General features: G+C 59.1%; 17 protein-coding genes. 8 read left to right on the top strand and 9 right to left on the bottom strand.

Annotation, left to right across the window (positions count from 1 at the left end):
• Positions 1-29 precede the first annotated feature (29 nt).
• Positions 30-503, bottom strand: a complete 474-nt coding sequence (rplO, locus tag I9184_RS12245; protein ID WP_171634791.1) for a 50S ribosomal protein L15 — start codon at positions 501-503, stop codon at positions 30-32.
• Between the two features lie 309 nt (positions 504-812).
• Between rplO and I9184_RS12250 the strand changes: the two genes are divergently transcribed.
• The 3 genes from I9184_RS12250 to I9184_RS12260 all read left to right on the top strand — a co-directional run bounded on the left by I9184_RS12250 (position 813) and on the right by I9184_RS12260 (position 3,385).
• A complete protein-coding gene (locus I9184_RS12250) occupies positions 813-1,847 on the top strand; it encodes a fatty acid desaturase (RefSeq protein WP_171634793.1) in 1,035 nt (344 codons plus the stop codon).
• 613 nt (positions 1,848-2,460) lie between these two features.
• Positions 2,461-2,667: a cold-shock protein gene (locus I9184_RS12255; RefSeq protein ID WP_152456904.1), complete on the top strand. Its 207-nt coding sequence runs from the start codon at positions 2,461-2,463 to the stop codon at positions 2,665-2,667.
• Between the two features lie 163 nt (positions 2,668-2,830).
• A complete protein-coding gene (locus I9184_RS12260; protein ID WP_152456903.1) occupies positions 2,831-3,385 on the top strand; it encodes a L,D-transpeptidase in 555 nt (184 codons plus the stop codon).
• 18 nt (positions 3,386-3,403) lie between these two features.
• Here the strand turns inward: I9184_RS12260 and I9184_RS12265 are convergent, their stop codons facing one another.
• Complete coding sequence (locus tag I9184_RS12265; RefSeq protein ID WP_245218123.1) at positions 3,404-4,045, bottom strand: arylesterase; 642 nt, start codon at positions 4,043-4,045, stop codon at positions 3,404-3,406.
• A gap of 51 nt (positions 4,046-4,096) precedes the next feature.
• On the opposite strand from I9184_RS12265, the gene I9184_RS12270 reads away from it, so the two are divergent.
• Positions 4,097-4,792: an ABC transporter ATP-binding protein gene (locus tag I9184_RS12270; RefSeq protein ID WP_209834599.1), complete on the top strand. Its 696-nt coding sequence runs from the start codon at positions 4,097-4,099 to the stop codon at positions 4,790-4,792.
• Positions 4,789-7,317 (top strand): FtsX-like permease family protein, encoded by a 2,529-nt coding sequence (locus I9184_RS12275; RefSeq protein WP_209834601.1) that lies wholly within the window; start codon positions 4,789-4,791, stop codon positions 7,315-7,317. The genes I9184_RS12270 and I9184_RS12275 overlap by 4 nt, the downstream gene beginning before the upstream one ends.
• 2 nt (positions 7,318-7,319) lie before the next feature.
• On the opposite strand, the gene I9184_RS12280 is transcribed toward I9184_RS12275, so the two are convergent.
• Positions 7,320-7,766, bottom strand: coding sequence for an Rrf2 family transcriptional regulator (locus I9184_RS12280; protein ID WP_170346430.1), 447 nt, complete (start codon positions 7,764-7,766; stop codon positions 7,320-7,322).
• 93 nt (positions 7,767-7,859) lie between these two features.
• On the opposite strand from I9184_RS12280, the gene I9184_RS12285 reads away from it, so the two are divergent.
• Positions 7,860-8,429 carry a gamma-glutamylcyclotransferase family protein gene (locus I9184_RS12285; protein WP_209834603.1) on the top strand — a complete coding sequence of 190 codons (570 nt, stop codon included), beginning with the start codon at positions 7,860-7,862 and terminating at the stop codon, positions 8,427-8,429.
• Positions 8,430-8,480: 51 nt separating this feature from the next.
• Here I9184_RS12285 and gltX read toward each other — a convergent pair whose 3' ends face one another.
• Both gltX and I9184_RS12295 read right to left on the bottom strand, forming a co-directional pair.
• Complete coding sequence (gltX, locus tag I9184_RS12290) at positions 8,481-9,806, bottom strand: glutamate--tRNA ligase (protein WP_171634804.1); 1,326 nt, start codon at positions 9,804-9,806, stop codon at positions 8,481-8,483.
• A 75-nt stretch (positions 9,807-9,881) separates the two neighbouring features.
• Complete coding sequence (locus I9184_RS12295; RefSeq protein ID WP_209834605.1) at positions 9,882-10,316, bottom strand: DUF1801 domain-containing protein; 435 nt, start codon at positions 10,314-10,316, stop codon at positions 9,882-9,884.
• Between the two features lie 116 nt (positions 10,317-10,432).
• Here I9184_RS12295 and I9184_RS12300 point away from each other — a divergent pair, with 116 nt between their 5' ends.
• On the top strand, positions 10,433-11,365 hold the full coding sequence (locus I9184_RS12300) for an MBL fold metallo-hydrolase (RefSeq protein WP_209834607.1): 933 nt from the start codon (positions 10,433-10,435) through the stop codon (positions 11,363-11,365).
• Positions 11,366-11,369: 4 nt separating this feature from the next.
• Here the strand turns inward: I9184_RS12300 and I9184_RS12305 are convergent, their stop codons facing one another.
• From I9184_RS12305 to I9184_RS12315, 3 genes are all read right to left on the bottom strand, one after another.
• Positions 11,370-12,701: an FAD-binding oxidoreductase gene (locus I9184_RS12305; protein ID WP_209834609.1), complete on the bottom strand. Its 1,332-nt coding sequence runs from the start codon at positions 12,699-12,701 to the stop codon at positions 11,370-11,372.
• A 137-nt stretch (positions 12,702-12,838) separates the two neighbouring features.
• Positions 12,839-13,063 carry a hypothetical protein gene (locus I9184_RS12310; protein WP_245218113.1) on the bottom strand — a complete coding sequence of 75 codons (225 nt, stop codon included), beginning with the start codon at positions 13,061-13,063 and terminating at the stop codon, positions 12,839-12,841.
• 311 nt (positions 13,064-13,374) lie between these two features.
• Complete coding sequence (locus I9184_RS12315; protein ID WP_209834613.1) at positions 13,375-15,033, bottom strand: NAD+ synthase; 1,659 nt, start codon at positions 15,031-15,033, stop codon at positions 13,375-13,377.
• Positions 15,034-15,222: 189 nt separating this feature from the next.
• Here I9184_RS12315 and I9184_RS12320 point away from each other — a divergent pair, with 189 nt between their 5' ends.
• Positions 15,223-16,668 (top strand): 2-isopropylmalate synthase, encoded by a 1,446-nt coding sequence (locus I9184_RS12320; protein WP_245218114.1) that lies wholly within the window; start codon positions 15,223-15,225, stop codon positions 16,666-16,668.
• A 4-nt stretch (positions 16,669-16,672) separates the two neighbouring features.
• Here the strand turns inward: I9184_RS12320 and I9184_RS12325 are convergent, their stop codons facing one another.
• Positions 16,673-17,338, bottom strand: coding sequence for an SDR family NAD(P)-dependent oxidoreductase (locus I9184_RS12325; protein ID WP_171634821.1), 666 nt, complete (start codon positions 17,336-17,338; stop codon positions 16,673-16,675).
• Between the last annotated feature and the right edge of the window lie 79 nt (positions 17,339-17,417).

Genomic DNA, 17,417 nt, shown 5'->3' on the forward strand with positions numbered 1-17,417 from the left:
TAAGCGGGTCTTTGCCCGCTCACAAGCGATTACTCTGCCGCAGCAGCTTTTGTGACCTTCAGTGAACCGCCCGCTTTCTCAACTGCCTCGACGGCAGATTTCGAAGCACCGGTTACTTCAAGGTTCACCTTGGCGCTGATTTCGCCTTTGGCCAGAACGCGGATACCGTCCAGCTTGCGGCGCACCAGACCGGACGCAACCAAAGCGTCTTCGGTGATCGCAGCCGAAGCGTCCAGCTTGCCGGCGTCGACGAATTTCTGGATCAGGCCCAGATTGATAACGGCGAATTCCTTGCGGTTCGGCTTGTTGAAGCCGCGCTTGGGCAGACGCTGGTACAGCGGCATCTGGCCGCCTTCGTAGCCATTGATGGCCACACCCGAACGGGATTTCTGGCCTTTGATACCACGGCCACCCATTTTACCTTTGCCGGAACCGGGACCACGGCCAACGCGGGTGCGTTTCGGTGCGGCGCCAGGATTGTCGCGCAGTTCGTTCAGTTTCATATCGCTTCTCCTAAGCCGGATGTGACCCCGAAGCGTGATGGGCCAAACACGGCATTTCTTGGTTTTGATTCTCGTGGCGGAAAGCCACCGCAGGCGTATAGGCCCGATGACCGCACTTGACAAGCCTGTAGATTGTCCTGCGCCGCGAAGTGTCGGCATGAGGTCTTGAGCCCAGTGTTACGCAAAGGGCACCTCTGCCGGCCTTTGACCGAAAAGTGACCGTGAAATGCAGCGACCTTTACAAAAACCGCTTGCTATGTCGGGGGGGTCGTCTATCCGGTGGCCTGCAAACACTTGACTGGCAGGCATATGACTGAACCCTCTCTCTCCCTCCGCGACAAGCCGGAGACCACCGCCGCACGTGACTGGGTAACAACGCTTGCCAAATATCGCGAACCGGACCAAATGCGCAGCTCTTTTGAACTGGGCGTAAGCATTGTCCCCTTTTTCGGGCTGTGGGCTTTGTCCTGGATGTCACTGTCAGTCAGCTATTGGCTGGCCTTTGTGATTTCCGTCCTCAATGCTGCCTTTCTGTTGCGCTTGTTTGCCATCCAGCATGATTGCGGGCACGGCGCGTTTTTCAAAAACCGCGCCGTCAGCGACTGGATCGGGCGCGGCATCGGAGTTCTGACACTGACACCATATGATGTCTGGCGCCGCACGCATTCCACGCATCACAACAGTTCCGGCAACCTGGACAAGCGCGGGATGGGCGATATCCACACCCTGACCGTGGCGGAATATCGGGCCAAAACACCACTGAACAGGTTCTGGTACCGCGTGTACCGAAACCCGATCACCTTGTTCGTGCTTGGCCCTGGCTATCTGTTCCTGTTTCAAAACCGCCTTCCGCTGGGCCTGACAGACAGCGTCAGGTTCTGGGTCAGCGCCATGGCGACGAATCTTGCGATTCTGGTTGCCCTTGTGGCCATCTACTATTTTGGCGGGCTGATGCCGATGTTGCTGATCTTTCTGCCGTCGACTCTGATTGCCGCAACGGCCGGAGTTTGGCTGTTTTATGTACAACACCAGTTCGAGAACACGCATTGGGACGCCGATGCAGACTGGCAACTGCATGAAGCGGCGCTGCACGGAAGTTCGCACTATATCCTGCCCTCGGTGTTGCAGTGGTTCAGTGCCAATATCGGCATCCACCATGTACACCACCTCTACAGCCGCATTCCGTTCTACCGTCTGACCGAAGTGCTGCGCGATCATGAAGAACTGGCAAACAGCAACCGAATGACCATCCGGGAAAGCCTCGCCAATGCGCGGCTTCACCTGTGGGACGAGAAGAACCGTCGTCTTTTGTCCTTCGCCGAGGCCCGCGCACTTTATGGGTAACAGGCATGCCCGGCGCTTTCATTTCTGAAATCAAAGCGCATGCCTTGCGTCAACGGCAGGCGTGTGGCGCGGGACAATCTCCATCCATCGCGACGACTTTGGTGGGCGTTATGTTGACAGAGAATGCGCGCGTCACAAACCAGTATTCAGCCGAAGCAAACGCAGGCGAGATAAAGACATCTTCATCCGGATCGCGGCTGGTTTGGTCGCCGACGCCTGGACGGGACAGCGATCACGATTGACGCAAACCGCATCGCGCCCTGCATTGCTGCGAAAAGGTCGCGGACCATCTGGTGACATGAACACCACTCTGCACGGCATTTGTGATGACCAAATGCGGCCGTTCAACCCGTTCGTCGACACTGGGCAAGGCGTGGGCACCGTAAAAGAATACTCGCCCCCCGCGCATGTGGGCACGGCAGAAATCGGTCATGCCCTTGCACAAATCGAACGAAATCCCTTGTCACACCCCCGCCCCGATGCCATATGCAAAGAGCTTACGTTTTTCTATTCGACCTACTGTCTCCTTCATCGGCAGTCAGTCTATCGATACAGACCGACGACGCCAGGCTGCCGCAACTCCGTGGGCAGCACTCAAACAGGAGACACGGATATGCCAGCAGGCACCGTAAAATGGTTCAACACCACCAAAGGCTTCGGCTTCATCGCACCGGAAGAGGGCGGCAAAGATGTATTCGTACACATCTCGGCTGTCGAACGTTCGGGCCTGACCGGTCTGGCCGACAACCAGAAAGTCACGTACGAGCTGCGCGCCGGTCGTGACGGCCGCGAAAGCGCCGACAGCATCCAGCTGGCCTGAGCTTGATATCGGGTGAGGGGATCCCCCTCGCCCCTTTCCCGCCACAACCTCGGGTGGCAGACAGGACACATCACGTCCACGTGATGACTGCCCTAGAATTGACCAAATATAATATGATGATGAAATTGGTTTCAGTTTCATTGGTCATTCGACGAGGGTTTCGATGTTTACACGCCGTATTTTTCTGGCCGGAACAGCAGCAAGCATGTTGCCGGGCATCGCCCGCGCCAAAAAGGCGGTCGAGTATGATCCGACGCCGCAATTCGTGCGCATCAAGAAACAGTTCGTACCAGGACAGCTGCTGGTCGCGCCCCGGTCGTTCTACCTTTACTTCGTCACGGAACCTCGCAAGGCGATCCGCTATGGATGCGGCGTCGGCAAAGCGGGGTTGGAGTTTACCGGCACGGCCACCATCGATGTGAAAAAGGAATGGCCGACCTGGCGCCCGACGGATGAGATGATCGAACGTGATCCCGTCGCTTACGCCAAATTCAAGGACAATGACTATGTCCAACCCGGCGGCGGAGATAACCCGCTGGGCGCGCGCGCGCTGTACCTGTTCCAGAACGGTGTCGATACCTATTTCCGCATCCACGGTACGACGCAGCCGCAGACCATTGGCCGGGCAGTGTCCAACGGTTGCATACGGATGCTGAACGAGCATGTGATCGATTTGTACAACCGGGTCCCGATCGGAACAGTTGTCACGGTCGTCTAGGTGCCCATGGATGGGCGCCTATTCCGCTTGACCCGCCTGATCAACAAGCTTCAGAACGGACGGCCCCAGAGATTCAACGATCTTTGCCACCCCATCCGCGTTTGGATGTATTCCGTCCGACTGCATGAACTGCGATACCGCACCGGGGTCGCCCTCTGCCGCAAGACCTTCAAAGAAACTGGCGGTGAAGAGGACGTCGAACTCTTTCGCCAGGTCTGGGTACATCCCGTCGAAAGCTTGTTTGTAATCGGCCCCGTAGTTGCCCGGCGCCTGCATACCGATTAGCAGAACCGGTACATTCACGCCCCGCGCCACGTCCAGGATCCTGCGCAGATTGGCCTTTGATACGGCAGGGTCGATCCCCCGCAGCAGGTCGTTGCCGCCAAGGGCAACGATCATGCCATCCACATCCGGTGTCAGGGTCCAGTCCACACGTGCGGCCCCGCCCGCCGTCGTGTCACCCGAAACGCCTGCGTTGATGACGCGGACATCCGCGCCCTGCGTCTGCAACCAGCGTTCAAGCTGCGGAACAAACCCGCTTTCCTCCACCAGCCCATAGCCCTGAGTCAGCGAGTCCCCCAATGCCGCAATCACCACTTGTTCGGCTGTGGCCCCAAAACCGCACCACGTGAAAAGGCCTGCTATCAAAGCCTTGCGCAATGCGGTGATCGCTCCATATCCCAAAAGACCGCTCCTTTTTCGGGTAGACCCATGACGACTGCTGTTCTCGCCCTCCAAGATGCCTCTTTGTCCCTGGATGGCAATGCCGGGCGGGTCGATATTCTGCATGACATTACGTTGACTGTGGACAAAGGCGAGACTCTGGGGCTTATCGGGCCTTCTGGCTCGGGCAAGTCTTCGCTGCTGATGTTGATGGCGGGGTTGGAACAGGCGACGCACGGTCAAATCATGGCGCTGGGTCAGGACCTGACCGACATGGATGAGGACGCTCTGGCCCGGTTTCGACGCGACAGTATGGGTGTGGTGTTTCAGAACTTCCACCTGATCCCGACAATGACCGCGCTGGAAAACGTGGCAACCCCACTTGAACTGGCAGGACACAAGGATGCGTTCGACCGGGCCAAGCAAGAGCTGGACGCCGTTGGCCTGTCGCACCGTCGCGATCATTACCCGGCGCAACTGTCGGGCGGAGAACAACAGCGTGTTGCCTTGGCACGAGCATCTGCGCCGCGTCCCAAAATCCTGTTGGCTGATGAACCGACCGGGAACCTGGACGAAACCAACGGGGCCGCAATTGTTGATTTGCTGTTTGGTCTGCGCCGGAAATACGATGCAACCCTGGTTCTGGTGACACACAGCCATTCATTGGCCGAAAGATGTGACCGGGTCGTTCGGTTGCGTGACGGCAGGATCGCCGAAGAGACCCGGCAGGAGGCCGCGGAATGAGCCTGCGGATGGCCGGGCGGCTCGCCCGCCGCGAGCTTCGCGGAGGCCTGAGTGGTTTTCGGATCTTTCTGGCCTGTTTGGCGTTGGGGGTCGCCGCCATCGCGGCCGTCGGGTCGGTGCGGCAAGCCATACTGGCTGGGCTTGCGCAAGAAGGGGCCTCGCTGCTGGGGGGCGATGCCGAACTTGAATTCACCTATCGATTTGCCGACCCGGCCGAGCGCGCCTGGATGCAACAGACATCCGTCCAGATGTCCGAGGTTGTTGATTTCCGCTCGATGGCCGTTGTGCCCGGCGCGACAGATCCGGAACGAGCACTGACTCAGGTCAAGTCGGTCGACAACGCGTACCCACTTGTCGGCTCGGTACGGCTGGAACCAGAGATCCCGCTGGAAGACGCCCTGAACGGCAGTTCCGGCTTGCCCGGGGCCGTGATGGAACCTGTGCTGATGGACCGGCTTGGGTTGTCCGTCGGTGATCGGTTTTCACTTGGGGCGCAAGAGTTCATCCTGACGGCAGCCCTGCTGGACGAGCCCGACAGCGCGGCGGATGGGTTTGGCCTTGGGCCGCGCACTCTGGTCCGAACCGAGGCATTGCAGGCGTCCGGTCTGCTGGAACCCGGAACACTGTTTTCAACAAAATACAGGATGATCCTGCCCCGGAACGCAGATCTTTCGGATTTATCCGCAAAGGCTGATGCGGCATTCGAAGGCACGGGGATGCGCTGGACGGATGCGCGCAACGGTGCCCCCGGGATATCCGAGTTCGTCAATCGCCTGAGCGCATTTCTTGTCCTTGTCGGGCTGTCCGGGCTTGCCGTCGGCGGCATCGGCGTTTCTGCCGCCGTGCGTGCTTATCTGGCGCAGAAGACGGAAACCGTTGCCACACTGCGCACCTTGGGGGCCGATCGCGCCACCATTTTTCAAACCTACATGTTTCAAACTGGCGTTCTGTCCGTCTTCGGGATCGCGATCGGCCTGACGTTGGGTGGATTGGCGCCGCTTGTTCTGGCCCCACTGCTGGAAAGCCAATTGCCGGTTCCAGCAGTGTTTTCCCTTTATCCACAGCCGCTGATCGAGGCGGCAATATACGGTCTGCTCACAGCGTTCCTGTTCACACTCTGGCCTTTGGCCCGCACCGAAGATGTGCGCGCCGCGACGTTGTTTCGCGACGCGTTGAGCTCGGCCCGCCCCTTTCCACGTCTGATTTACGTCGTGGCAACGGGTGTCGGGCTGTTGTTGCTGATCGCCCTGGCATCATGGTTCAGCGGCTCGACGCGGCTTACCGTCTGGACCGGCGGCGGGCTTGTCGGTGCACTGGCGCTGTTGGCCCTCGCCGCTTATGCCATTCGCAAACTGGCCCGGGCTGGGACTTCGTTGGCCCGCGGGCGACCCACAGTCAGATGGGCGTTGTCGGCCATCTCGGACCCACGCGAAGGCGCAGGGTCTGTGGTTCTGTCACTGGGGCTGGGCCTGTCGGTGCTGGCTGCGGTCGGGCAGATCGACGGTACCCTGCGCAACGCCATTTCGGGCAACCTGCCGGATGTCGCGCCGTCGTACTTCTTCGTGGACATCCAGAAAGATCAAATGCCCGGCTTCACCGAACGCCTGCAAAACGACCCCGCGGTCAGCCGCATTGAAAGCGCGCCGATGTTGCGCGGGATCATCACGCAGATCAACGGCCAGCCCGCTCGGGACGTGGCCGGAGATCACTGGGTGTTGGAAGGGGATCGCGGCGTGACCTATTCGGTTCAACCGCCACCGAAGGCACGCCTGACCGCAGGGGAATGGTGGGCCGAAGATTACGCAGGTGCGCCGCAGGTCAGCTTTGCCGCCGAAGAAGCCGAAGAGATGGGCCTGAACCTGGGCGACCAACTGACCGTCAATATCCTGGGGCGTGACATCACGGCAGAGCTGACGTCCCTGCGCGAGGTAGATTTCTCTACCGCGGGAATGGGCTTTGTCATGTCGATGAACCCCACTGCGCTGGCCGGTGCGCCGCACAGCTTTATCGCGACGGTCTATGCCGAAGAACAGGCCGAGGCGGCCATCCTGCGGGATCTTGCAGGCCAGTTCCCCAATATCACGGCCATCCGGGTGCGCGACGCCATTGATCGTGTCTCGGGCCTGCTGGCAGGCATCGTCGCAGCGACCTCGTACGGTGCAGGAGTATCGCTGCTGACCGGATTTCTGGTTCTGATCGGCGCTGCGGCGGCGGGCGAACCTGCCCGCAGATACGAAGCAGCAATCCTCAGGACATTGGGTTCGGACCGTGGCCGTATCCTGCGCAGCTTTGGCCTGCGATCCGTTCTGCTTGGGGCCGCTGCGGGATGCGTCGCGCTGTTCGTTGGCATTCTGGGCGGCTGGGCCGTTGCCACCTACATCTTCGACACAGAGTTCACGGTGATCTGGTCATCGGCCTTCGGCATCGTTCTGGCCGGGATTGGCGTCACGTTATGTGCTGGGCTGGCATTTGCCCTGCGTCCACTTTCGGTGCGTCCGGCGCGCATATTGCGCGCGAGCGATTGAAATCAGCGCACGCAGGCCACGGGCTGCAAGAGCCTCAGCAGCGGATCATTGTCACATACCAGCGCATCCAGGGTAACATCGTCCAGGGACGCATAGAACACCTCTGCCGCGTCCTGAAGCGCAAGCCTCAGCCGGCAGGCATCCGTGAGCGGGCACGTGTTGTCCGCGTCGGCGAAACACTCGGCAATGGGCAAAGCCCCTTCAACATGCCGGAACACCGCACCGATGCGTATCTGATCCGCGGGGCGCGCCAGTGACATGCCACCGTTACGACCGCGCTGTGTGCTCAGATAGTTCAGCTGGCTCAGCTGATTGATCACCTGCGCCAGATGGTTTTCCGAAATGTTGCACACTTCGGCGATTTCGGATTTCGTGACCAGCCTGTCCGGGTGAGCTGCGCAATACATCAACAGGCGCACAGCGATATTCGTCCTTTTGGTAATCCGCATGAGGGCCTCCCTAAATTCAAGATGCAACCTTATTGCATGTCCGGGAAAAAAGCGGTTTGACATACATCAATCGACCCAAAGGACACTTCTTGGATGGCCGACCCCTATTTCTTTGGCTATGGCAGCCTCGTGAACCTCGCGACGCATGATTTCCCCGATCCGCGCCCCGCGCGACTGAAGGGTTGGCGGCGGGCCTGGCGGCATACCGATCTGCGACCCGTGGCGTTTCTGACTGCCGTGCCCGACCCGAAGTCAGAGATCGAAGGCATGATTGCGCATGTTCCCAATAATGACTGGGCCGCGCTGGATGAACGGGAATGGGCGTATGACCGGATTCCTGCAACGCATTCGGTTTCACATCCCCTGACGCACGACGTCGAAATAGCTGTCTACGCCGTCCCGCAGGATCGGCACTGCCAGCCCAGCAATCACCACCCGTTGCTGCTCAGCTATATCGATGTTGTCGTGCAGGGTTACTTGCGGGCATTCGGCGAGGACGGCGCGGATCGATTCTTTGAGACGACAACAGGCTGGGACGCCCCGATCCTGAATGACCGCGCCGAACCGCGTTATCCACGCCACCAGCAACTCAAACCTGTCGAACGTGATTTTGTCGATGACCGCCTGACAAGTTTGTCGGTTCGGTTCGTACAGCCGGCGTAACAAAAAGGGCCACGCCGATGACGTGGCCCAGAAAATTGGTGTGCCACCACGTTAGCCGCGCGCGCGGATCACCTGTAGCAACGGCATCAGCGCAGCCATTTCCGGGCCGCGCTCCATGCCGGTCAACGCTTTGCGCAGTGGCATGAACAGGCCTTTGCCCTTGCGACCGGTTGCCTCTTTAACGGCTTTGGTCCAGGTGCCCCACGTGTCACCATCGAACGGGCCTTCGGGCAGCAAAGCCATCGCCTGGGTAATGAATTCCCGATCTTCATCGGCGATCAGGGGATCTGCCCCGTCACGACACAGCTCCCACCAGCCCTTGAGATCGGCCAGGGTGGTGATGTTTTCACGGGCCATTGCCCAGAAAGGTTCTGCCAATTCATCGGGAACACCGGCATCCGCAACGGCACTGGCCACATCGGACAGCGACAGCGATTGCAAATACCTGGCAGTCAGCGGGAACAGGTCCTGCACATCGAACTTGGTCGGCGCGGCGCCAAACCGGTTCACATCGAACCCTTCGATCAGTTCGGCCATTTCCGAGCGCAGCTCAACCGGGTCAGACGAGCCCAGACGTGCCATCAGGCTCAGCAGCGCCATAGGCTGCACACCCTGCTCGCGCAGATCGCGCAACGCCAGCGTGCCCAGACGTTTCGACAGCGCCTCACCCTGCGGGCCGGTCAGCAGCGAATGGTGGGCAAAGCGCGGGCAGGTGCCCCCCAGCGCCTTGATGATCTGTATTTGCGTCGCCGTGTTGGTCACATGGTCCGAGCCGCGCACTACATCCGTGACGCCCATCTCGGTGTCATCCACCACCGACGCGATCGTATAAAGAACCTGACCATCGCCACGGATCAGCACCGGGTCCGAAACGGACGCCGCATCGATCGAGATGTCACCCAAGATGCCATCGGTCCATTCGATCCGTTCATGATCCAGCTTGAAGCGCCAGACACCATTGCCGCGCTCAGTGCGCAGGGCCTCTTTCTCGGCATCCGACAGGTTCAGCGCGGCGCGATCATAGACCGGAGGCTTGCCCATATTCAGTTGCTTCTTGCGCTTCAGGTCCAGCTCGGTGGGCGTCTCGAACGCCTCATAAAACCGGCCCATCTCGCGCAGCTTGTCGGCGGCCTCGGCATAGCGGTCCAGACGCTCGGACTGACGTTCAATCCGGTCCCAATGCAGGCCCAGCCACTCCATATCCTGCTTGATGGCGTCGACATATTCTTCTTTCGACCGCTCAGGATCAGTGTCGTCGATACGCAAGATGAACGTGCCGCCGGCCTTGCGGGCGATCAGATAGTTCATCAGGGCGGTGCGCAGGTTGCCCACATGGATGTAACCGGTGGGCGACGGGGCGAAACGGGTGGTTGTCATGGGTGTCTCCTGTTGGCGCGGCTCTTGTCACAAAGGCGCGATTTTGTCCAGCCGCCGCTTGATCCATCAGGTGATTCAGAAAGGTTTCACCGGCCACACCCTGTCGAGGTCGTCCAGTCCGGCGCGAATGAGTTCGCGCAAAACACCCGTGTCGATATCCGCCAGTTTGTTGACGTAAAGACAGGACTTGCCCAGCTTGTGCTTTCCCAATCTGGCCATGAGATCCGCAAAATCTGCGTAACCCGGCATGGTGTAAATCACCAAAGCTGATTTGCGCGGCGAAAAACCGGTTGCCAGAAAGTCCCCTTCACGACCCGTTTTGTAGCGATAATGGTAGCGGCCATACCCGACGATCGACGGGCCCCACATGACCGGTTTAAACCCGGTGGTGGCGCGAAACAACTTGTCAAGCTGGTGCGCGTCTTCAGCACGGTGCGCCGGTTGAACCGTTTTCAGGAAATTCTCGACGCTTTGATCTGTCGGAACTGTCTTATTGTCTGATCGCGCCATGAACAAAAATTAACACGTATTATTCATCCATGCACCCCATCCGAATGGCGTATAAACTGGCAAGAAACTCTCGACGCCCTAACTGCAACATTGATGTCCTGACAGGGAGAACGAAGATGACAATAAAACTTACACGCCGCGCCGCTTTGGGAAGTGCCGCTGCCTTGCCGTTTGCAGCTGCGGCCGCACCGGTTCTGGCCGCCAGCCCGGAAACCAAAGCAAACTCGACCATCGCAAGGTCATTTCATATTGGCGACTTCACGGTCACGACCCTGCTGGATGGCAGCTTTCCACGCGACGGAGCCAAAGAGATTTTTGGGGGCGGAGCGACGGACGATGAATTTGCCAAGGTTTCGGCTGAAAACTTCATTCCGGCAGACGTCGCACAGTTTTTCTTTACCCCCTCACTGGTCAACACAGGATCAGAGCTGGTTCTGTTTGATACCGGTCTGGGGCAAGGTGGCATACAGGCCGCGCTGGCAGATGCGGGTGTAACCCCGGATCAGATCGATGTGGTCGTGATAACGCATATGCACCCTGACCATATCGGCGGCATGACGACCGAAGGCGCGCCCACCTTCGCCAAAGCGCGCTACGTGACGGCGTCTCCGGAGTATGATTTCTGGGCTGCGCAGGACGCAGGCAATCGTGTGGGCGATCTGGTCGCTGAAAAAGTCACACCGCTGGCCGAGAAAATGACCTTTGTCGAAGACGGGGGCGAGGTTGCCTCGGGCATTACCGCAGTGGCCGCTTATGGCCACACACCGGGCCACACGGTCTACCATCTGGAAAGTAACGGGCAACGTCTGGTGCTGACGGCGGATTTGGCCAACCACTATGTCTGGTCTTTCGCCCATCCCGAATGGGAAGTCCGGTTTGACATGGACAAGGCCGCAGCCACTGCCGCACGCCGCGATGTTCTTGGCATGCTGGCTGCCGACAAGGTACCTATGGTCGGCTATCACATGCCATTCCCCGGCGCCGGGTATGTTGAGACCCGTGGAGAAGGCTTTCGCTTTGTCCCGGTCAGCTACCAGATGATGGGCTGAGCGTTCAGTACCCCGGATCCGGCCGCACTTTTGAACCGTCACTGAACCGCGACAAGCGAAAGGCGGCCGGGTCCACGCAAGGCGTTGTTTCGGCAACCAGATCGGCCATCAGCCGCCCCGCCCCGGGCCCGATTCCGAAACCATGGCCCGAAAACCCCGTGGCAATGTACATTCCCGGCAGATCATCCACGCCCGAGATGACGGGAATGGCATCCGGCGTCACATCGATCATACCTGCCCAGCTTTGTACGATCTCGCCTTTTTGCACAGCGGGGTATCCCTTGCATGCACTGGCCCAGGCGCGTCGCAACGTTTTTTGAGACGGCTCAGGGTCCAGGATCCGGCACTGTTCGAATGGTGTCACATCGGTTGGCAGCCATCTTCGGTTCTGTTGTGCTTCGATCGTCCAGCGTTTGGACAGGCGAAAGCGCAGAGATTTCCACTCCTGCACAAAAGCCGGCAGGAACTGAATCGCCAATCGAAAACTGTCCGGCACGATGTCCACGGTATTCTCATGACCGGACGCAATAGTGTACCCGCCATCTGCCCGTTTTCGGATCGCAAAGTCATCCGACCACAACGCCGCCTCGGGCCCCTCTGCGATAGGGGATGTGCGCAGGACCGTATTCAGAACCTTCAACTGCGGCAGCTCGATCCCAGCATTTCCTGCAAACAGGCGCGACCACGCACCCCCGGCCAGAACGACGCGGCCGCTGGCAACTTTGCCGCGCTCGGTGAAAACACCGGCGATACGTCCAGCCTGAATGTCCAAACTGCGCACGGCGCAATTCGTCATGATCACCGCGCCCCGAGCCCGCGCAGCTTCGGCAATGGCGGGGGCTGTCCATTGAGGTTCGGCACGACCGTCCTGCGGCATGTACAAAGCGGATTCAAAGCCCGATTGGTTGCCGTGCAAAAGGTCTTCCAACTCACCGCCCGAAACCATCCGCGCGCCGGTCTGCAATCCTTCGACATGGTGCAGCCAACGTTCCATGTTGCCGGCATCCCGCTTGCCGGATGCGCCAAAAAGGATACCGGATCGGGTGTAACCTGTCTTGCGGTCCAGCCGGTCATCGAGCGTCTGCCAGATGCGCGACGATTCCTGCATCAGGGGTATCTCTCTTGGGTCCCGCATCCCAAGACGGACCCAACCCCAATTGCGAGAACTTTGTTCGGCTGCAATCTGCCCTTTTTCGCACAAAAGAACCGAAGCGCCCCGCTCTGCCAGTTCCAATGCGGTTGAAACGCCGATGATTCCGCCGCCGATGACCACGACATCCACGGTTTTGGGCAGGGCAAGATCAGGTTCTACAGGAGTCGGTTTGGGCGCGGTCATCAATAAGCCTTACTCTGTCACTTGGACCGCTATGGAGACCAAAAGACAAAGCATGGGCAATACAAACTGCCACCGCAACATACGATTTTCGGCTTCTGTGACCCAGACGCCTGAGGTTAATAGCGCGGGGCCAAAGGTTACGCTGCGCCGGACAGTTCCGCCCATTTCTGACGCAAGATCGCGGACAACCGGTTTTCCTTCAGCGCCGCTTGCGCGGATACGTCTTCCTGTGGAAGCAATTGCGGAAACTCTGGCCGCAACATGGCCGCTTTCTGATCTTCCGACTGCCGCTGCTCATTCAACAGATCGGCAATTGCCGCATCCAGCTTTTCTTCATCGAAATCTTGCGGCAAAGATTCCATTGTGCGCCATTTCAAAGGCGCATGAAGCGATCTTTCAACATTCTCGTACATTTTAACACCAAACCATTCACTCAGACATCCAACCCCGGATACGCCGCGATCACCACGTCAGGCCCTCGCCATCAACAACAATGCGTCGCATCCGCCCCACATTGGGCAACTTCCAAGCAAAAATGTGTCAGAAAAATGTCACCCAAGCAAGCCAGGGATGGCCTTTTTCGCCCCGGCGCACGGGCTTTGCTCCTCGATCAGGGGACAATGCGCAGCGCGAAAACTCCACTGTTTCCGATCTGACGGGTTTGGCTTCAATTTCAGTGACGATCACGCCAGCGATTTACGATCGGGTACCGCCGGTCCAGCCAGAATGCCCGCTTGCTTAAGCGCGTGCCCGGAGCGGACTGGAACCGTTTGTACTCGCTGATATAGATCAGGTGCTCGACCTTTCGCGCGTCCGCCTCGTCAAATCCGGCGGCGACGCAATCCGCGATGGAGCCATCCTGATCGACCAGAATGTCAAGTATCGCGTCCAGTATGGGATAGTCCGGCAGACTGTCGCTGTCTTTCTGATCTTCGCGCAGTTCGGCGCTGGGGGGTTTGTCGATGACGGACGGGCGAATGACCTCTCCGTCAGGCCCCATCATCCAGTCTCGATGGTTGGCGTTGCGCCAGCGGCAGGTTTCGAACACGCGGGTCTTGTACAGATCCTTGATCGGGTTGTAGCCGCCATTCATATCACCATAGATCGTGGCATAGCCCACCGCGACCTCGGACTTGTTGCCGGTGGTCAACAGCATTTCGCCGAATTTGTTCGAGATTGCCATCAGCAAAAGCCCGCGCAGGCGCGACTGAATGTTCTCCTCGGTCAAGCCTTCGTCCAACCCCGCAAATAGCGGAGCGAGCGTGTTGGTGACGGCAGCCCGGCTTTCCGAAATCGGCACATGGTCATAGTGCACACCCAGCGCCTTGGCGACGGCCTCGGCATCGTCCAATGACGCTTGGCTGGTATATTCCGACGGCAACATCACGCAGCGAACATTGTCGGCCCCGATGGCATCCACCGCGATGGTCGCCACCAACGCGGAATCGATCCCTCCGGACAGTCCCAGAACTGCTTTTTTGAAACCGGTCTTGCCCATATAGTCCCGCAGGGATTGCACCATCGCGCGATAATCCTGCTCCCACACATCCGGCTGGGGCACGATTTCTGTCGGCACAATGCGCCAGCCATCGTCGCCGCGCTCAAGATCCACCTGCGCAACCACTTCGTCGAATACCGACATCCGGAAGGCCAGCTCTCCGCCCGGGTTGAGACCGAAGCTGGCGCCGTCAAAGACCTGATCGTCCTGCCCGCCAACCATGTTCAGGTAGATCAGCGGCAGGCCCGTTTCGACCACGCGCGCGACCATATGGTTCAGACGTACATCGTATTTGTTCCGGAAATAGGGCGATCCATTGGGGATCAGCAGAAACTCGGCCCCGGTTTCCTCAAGCGTTTCCGCCACATCCGGGTGCCAGCCATCCTCGCAGATGGGGCTGCCGATCCGGAAGTTGCCAACCGAATAAGGACCACCCAGAGGACCCGCATCATACAGGCGCACTTCGTCGAAAACAGTCTCATTCGGCAAGTGGTGCTTCAGAACCTTGCTGGTGATCCGCCCCCCCTTCAGGATCAGATAGGCATTGTACAACTTGCCATCATCGACCCACGGACCACCCAGGGCAATCGCGGGTCCATCGGCGCATTTTCCGGCCAGAGTCTCGACCGCATCCATGGCCGCGCGATGAAACACCGGCTTCAGCACCAGATCCTGCGTGTTGTATCCGGTGATGAACATCTCGGGGAACGCCACCAGATCGGCGCCCGCCGCTTTGCCCTGTTCCCACGCGGCAACGACCTTGGCCGCGTTGCCGTCGATATCCCCTACGGTCGGGTTCAGTTGCGCCAGAGTGATGCGGAAACGGTCGGCCATGCTGCCCTCTTGCCTCGTCAGTCCTATTGCCATTTAGCAGATCATCGCGCGAGTAAAAGGCCAATGCGGCAAAACCCGTTGCCCTGCCCGCGACGGTACCCTAGTTTTGCGCCCAGGGATGCAACCAACGATGATCCGGCAGGCAGAACCAAAATGAATGTGATCCGAAACTCAATTGGGGCTGTGGCCATGAGCCTGGCAGCTGCGACCGCTGTTGCGCAGGACGGCACGATTATCGTCAAGGATGACGAAGTGGGCGGCGTCTACGAGGGCACTTATGAGAATGGCCTGCGCCACGGGACGGGTACGTATCGGCTGCCCAACGGGTTCGAATACACCGGCCAGTGGGTGGAAGGCGAAATTCAAGGCCAAGGCGTCACCAAGTACCCGGATGGATCGGTTTATGAAGGCGCGTTCGTCAAAGGTCAGCCGGACGGGCGCGGCAAGATCGTTTACGCCAATGGCAGCAGCTATGACGGTGAATGGTCCAACGGATCCATTAACGGCACGGGCATCGCTGAATTTGCCAATGGCTCGCGCTATGAGGGTGAGTTCAGGAACGCGCAACGGCACGGCAAGGGCAAACTGACCTTTCCCGACGGATATGTCTACGATGGCGACTGGGTGGACGGTCAGCGGCAAGGTAAGGCCACGATCACCTATGCCGATGGCAGCGTTTACGAAGGCGATGTCAACGTCGGCTTGCGCGATGGCACAGGCACCCAGACGATGCCTGACGGAATGGTGTACGAAGGCGAATGGACGCAGGACCAGATCACCGGAACTGGTCGCCTGACCTATGCCAATGGTGATGTGTATGAAGGCGAGCTTGTGCAGGGGCGCCGTCAGGGCAAAGGCAAAGTAACTCACGCGTCAGGGGACGTCTATGAGGGCGACTTTGTCGATGATCGCCGCCATGGCAAGGGCACGTTCACCGGAACCGATGGATTTGTGTACACCGGCGACTGGAACCAGGGTCAGATAGAAGGCTTGGGTGAGCTGACCTATCCCGACGGTTCGGTTTACGTGGGCGATTTCGTGGCCGATCTGGCGGAAGGAAACGGCCGCATTACCTATCCCGACGGCTCCACTTACGAGGGTGAGTGGATCGCTGGCGTTATCGAAGGTCAGGGTACGGCGACCTATGCCACCGGCATGATCTACAGGGGCCAGTTCAAAAACGCGCAAAGCCACGGCAAGGGTGTGATGACCCGCGCGGACGGTTCGATCTATGACGGAGACTGGGTCAACGGGGTCCGTCAGGGAAAAGGCAAGGCGACCTACTCTGACGGCACGGTCTACACCGGGGACTTCGTGAACGGAAAGCGTCACGGCAAAGGAGAAATCGTGACCCCTGCCGGGTTCAAGTATGTCGGCGACTGGTCCGAAGGCAAAATCAACGGTGAAGGCATAGCGACCTATTCGAACGGCGACGTCTATGAGGGCAACTTTGTCGACAACAAAAGGCAGGGCAGCGGAACCATGCGCTATGCCAACGGGCAAGAAGAAACCGGTATCTGGGAAAACGGTGTTTTGCCAAATCAAACCCCGGACCAGCAGGGCGGCGCAGACGCTCCGGCACAGCAGACAGACCCGGATTCAGAGGTGGCACAACCAGATCCGTCTGGCGAATGATCGCTCACCAGGGAACAGGTTTTCCGGCCCAGTCAAAGAACCCACCGGTATCCGCCGGGCGCAACCCGCCGATCACGGACATCAGGTTGCGCGCGGCTTCACCGGGTTCAACGGCAGGGTGCCGTCCCAGATATTTCCGAGTAAACTCTGTCTTGACCGTGCCGGGATGCAGCGCAACACATATCGCCTGTTTATGGGTCCGGGCCAATTCAATTGCCGAAGTATGGACGATTTGATTGACCGCGGCCTTGGCCGCGCGGTAGCTGATCCAGCCGCCCATCCGATTGTCGCCAATGGACCCGACCCGCGCGGACAATACAGCAAATACCGAACGCCGCTGTCGCGGCAACAACTGATGGGCCCGGCTTAGCACCAACGCCGGACCAACGGCATTCAGAGCAAACTGGTCCATCATTGCCCTTGCCGAAACAGATCGAATGGTCTTTTCGGGCGCATTGCCTGAAATTTCCAGCGCCCCGGAAGCGACAAGAACAAGATCGAACGGGCCCGATAAGCGATCAAGCATCCGGCTCGCTTGATCTGGCTCCATCAGATCGAACCCCTCGACAGAGCGCGAGAGGCACGTCACCGCAACGCCCTGTGCCTCCAATTGCTCGCGTACGGCCGCACCAATCCCGCCGGACGCACCAATGATCAAAGCAGTATCCATCTGTGACCAGCTAGCGGCATGGACGGATCAATCAAGGGACGGGAATTTCCAACCCCCTGCACCGCAACTTGTCGAAAAT

Source organism: Ruegeria sp. HKCCE3926 (assembly GCF_017872515.1).
GTDB lineage: Bacteria > Pseudomonadota > Alphaproteobacteria > Rhodobacterales > Rhodobacteraceae > Ruegeria.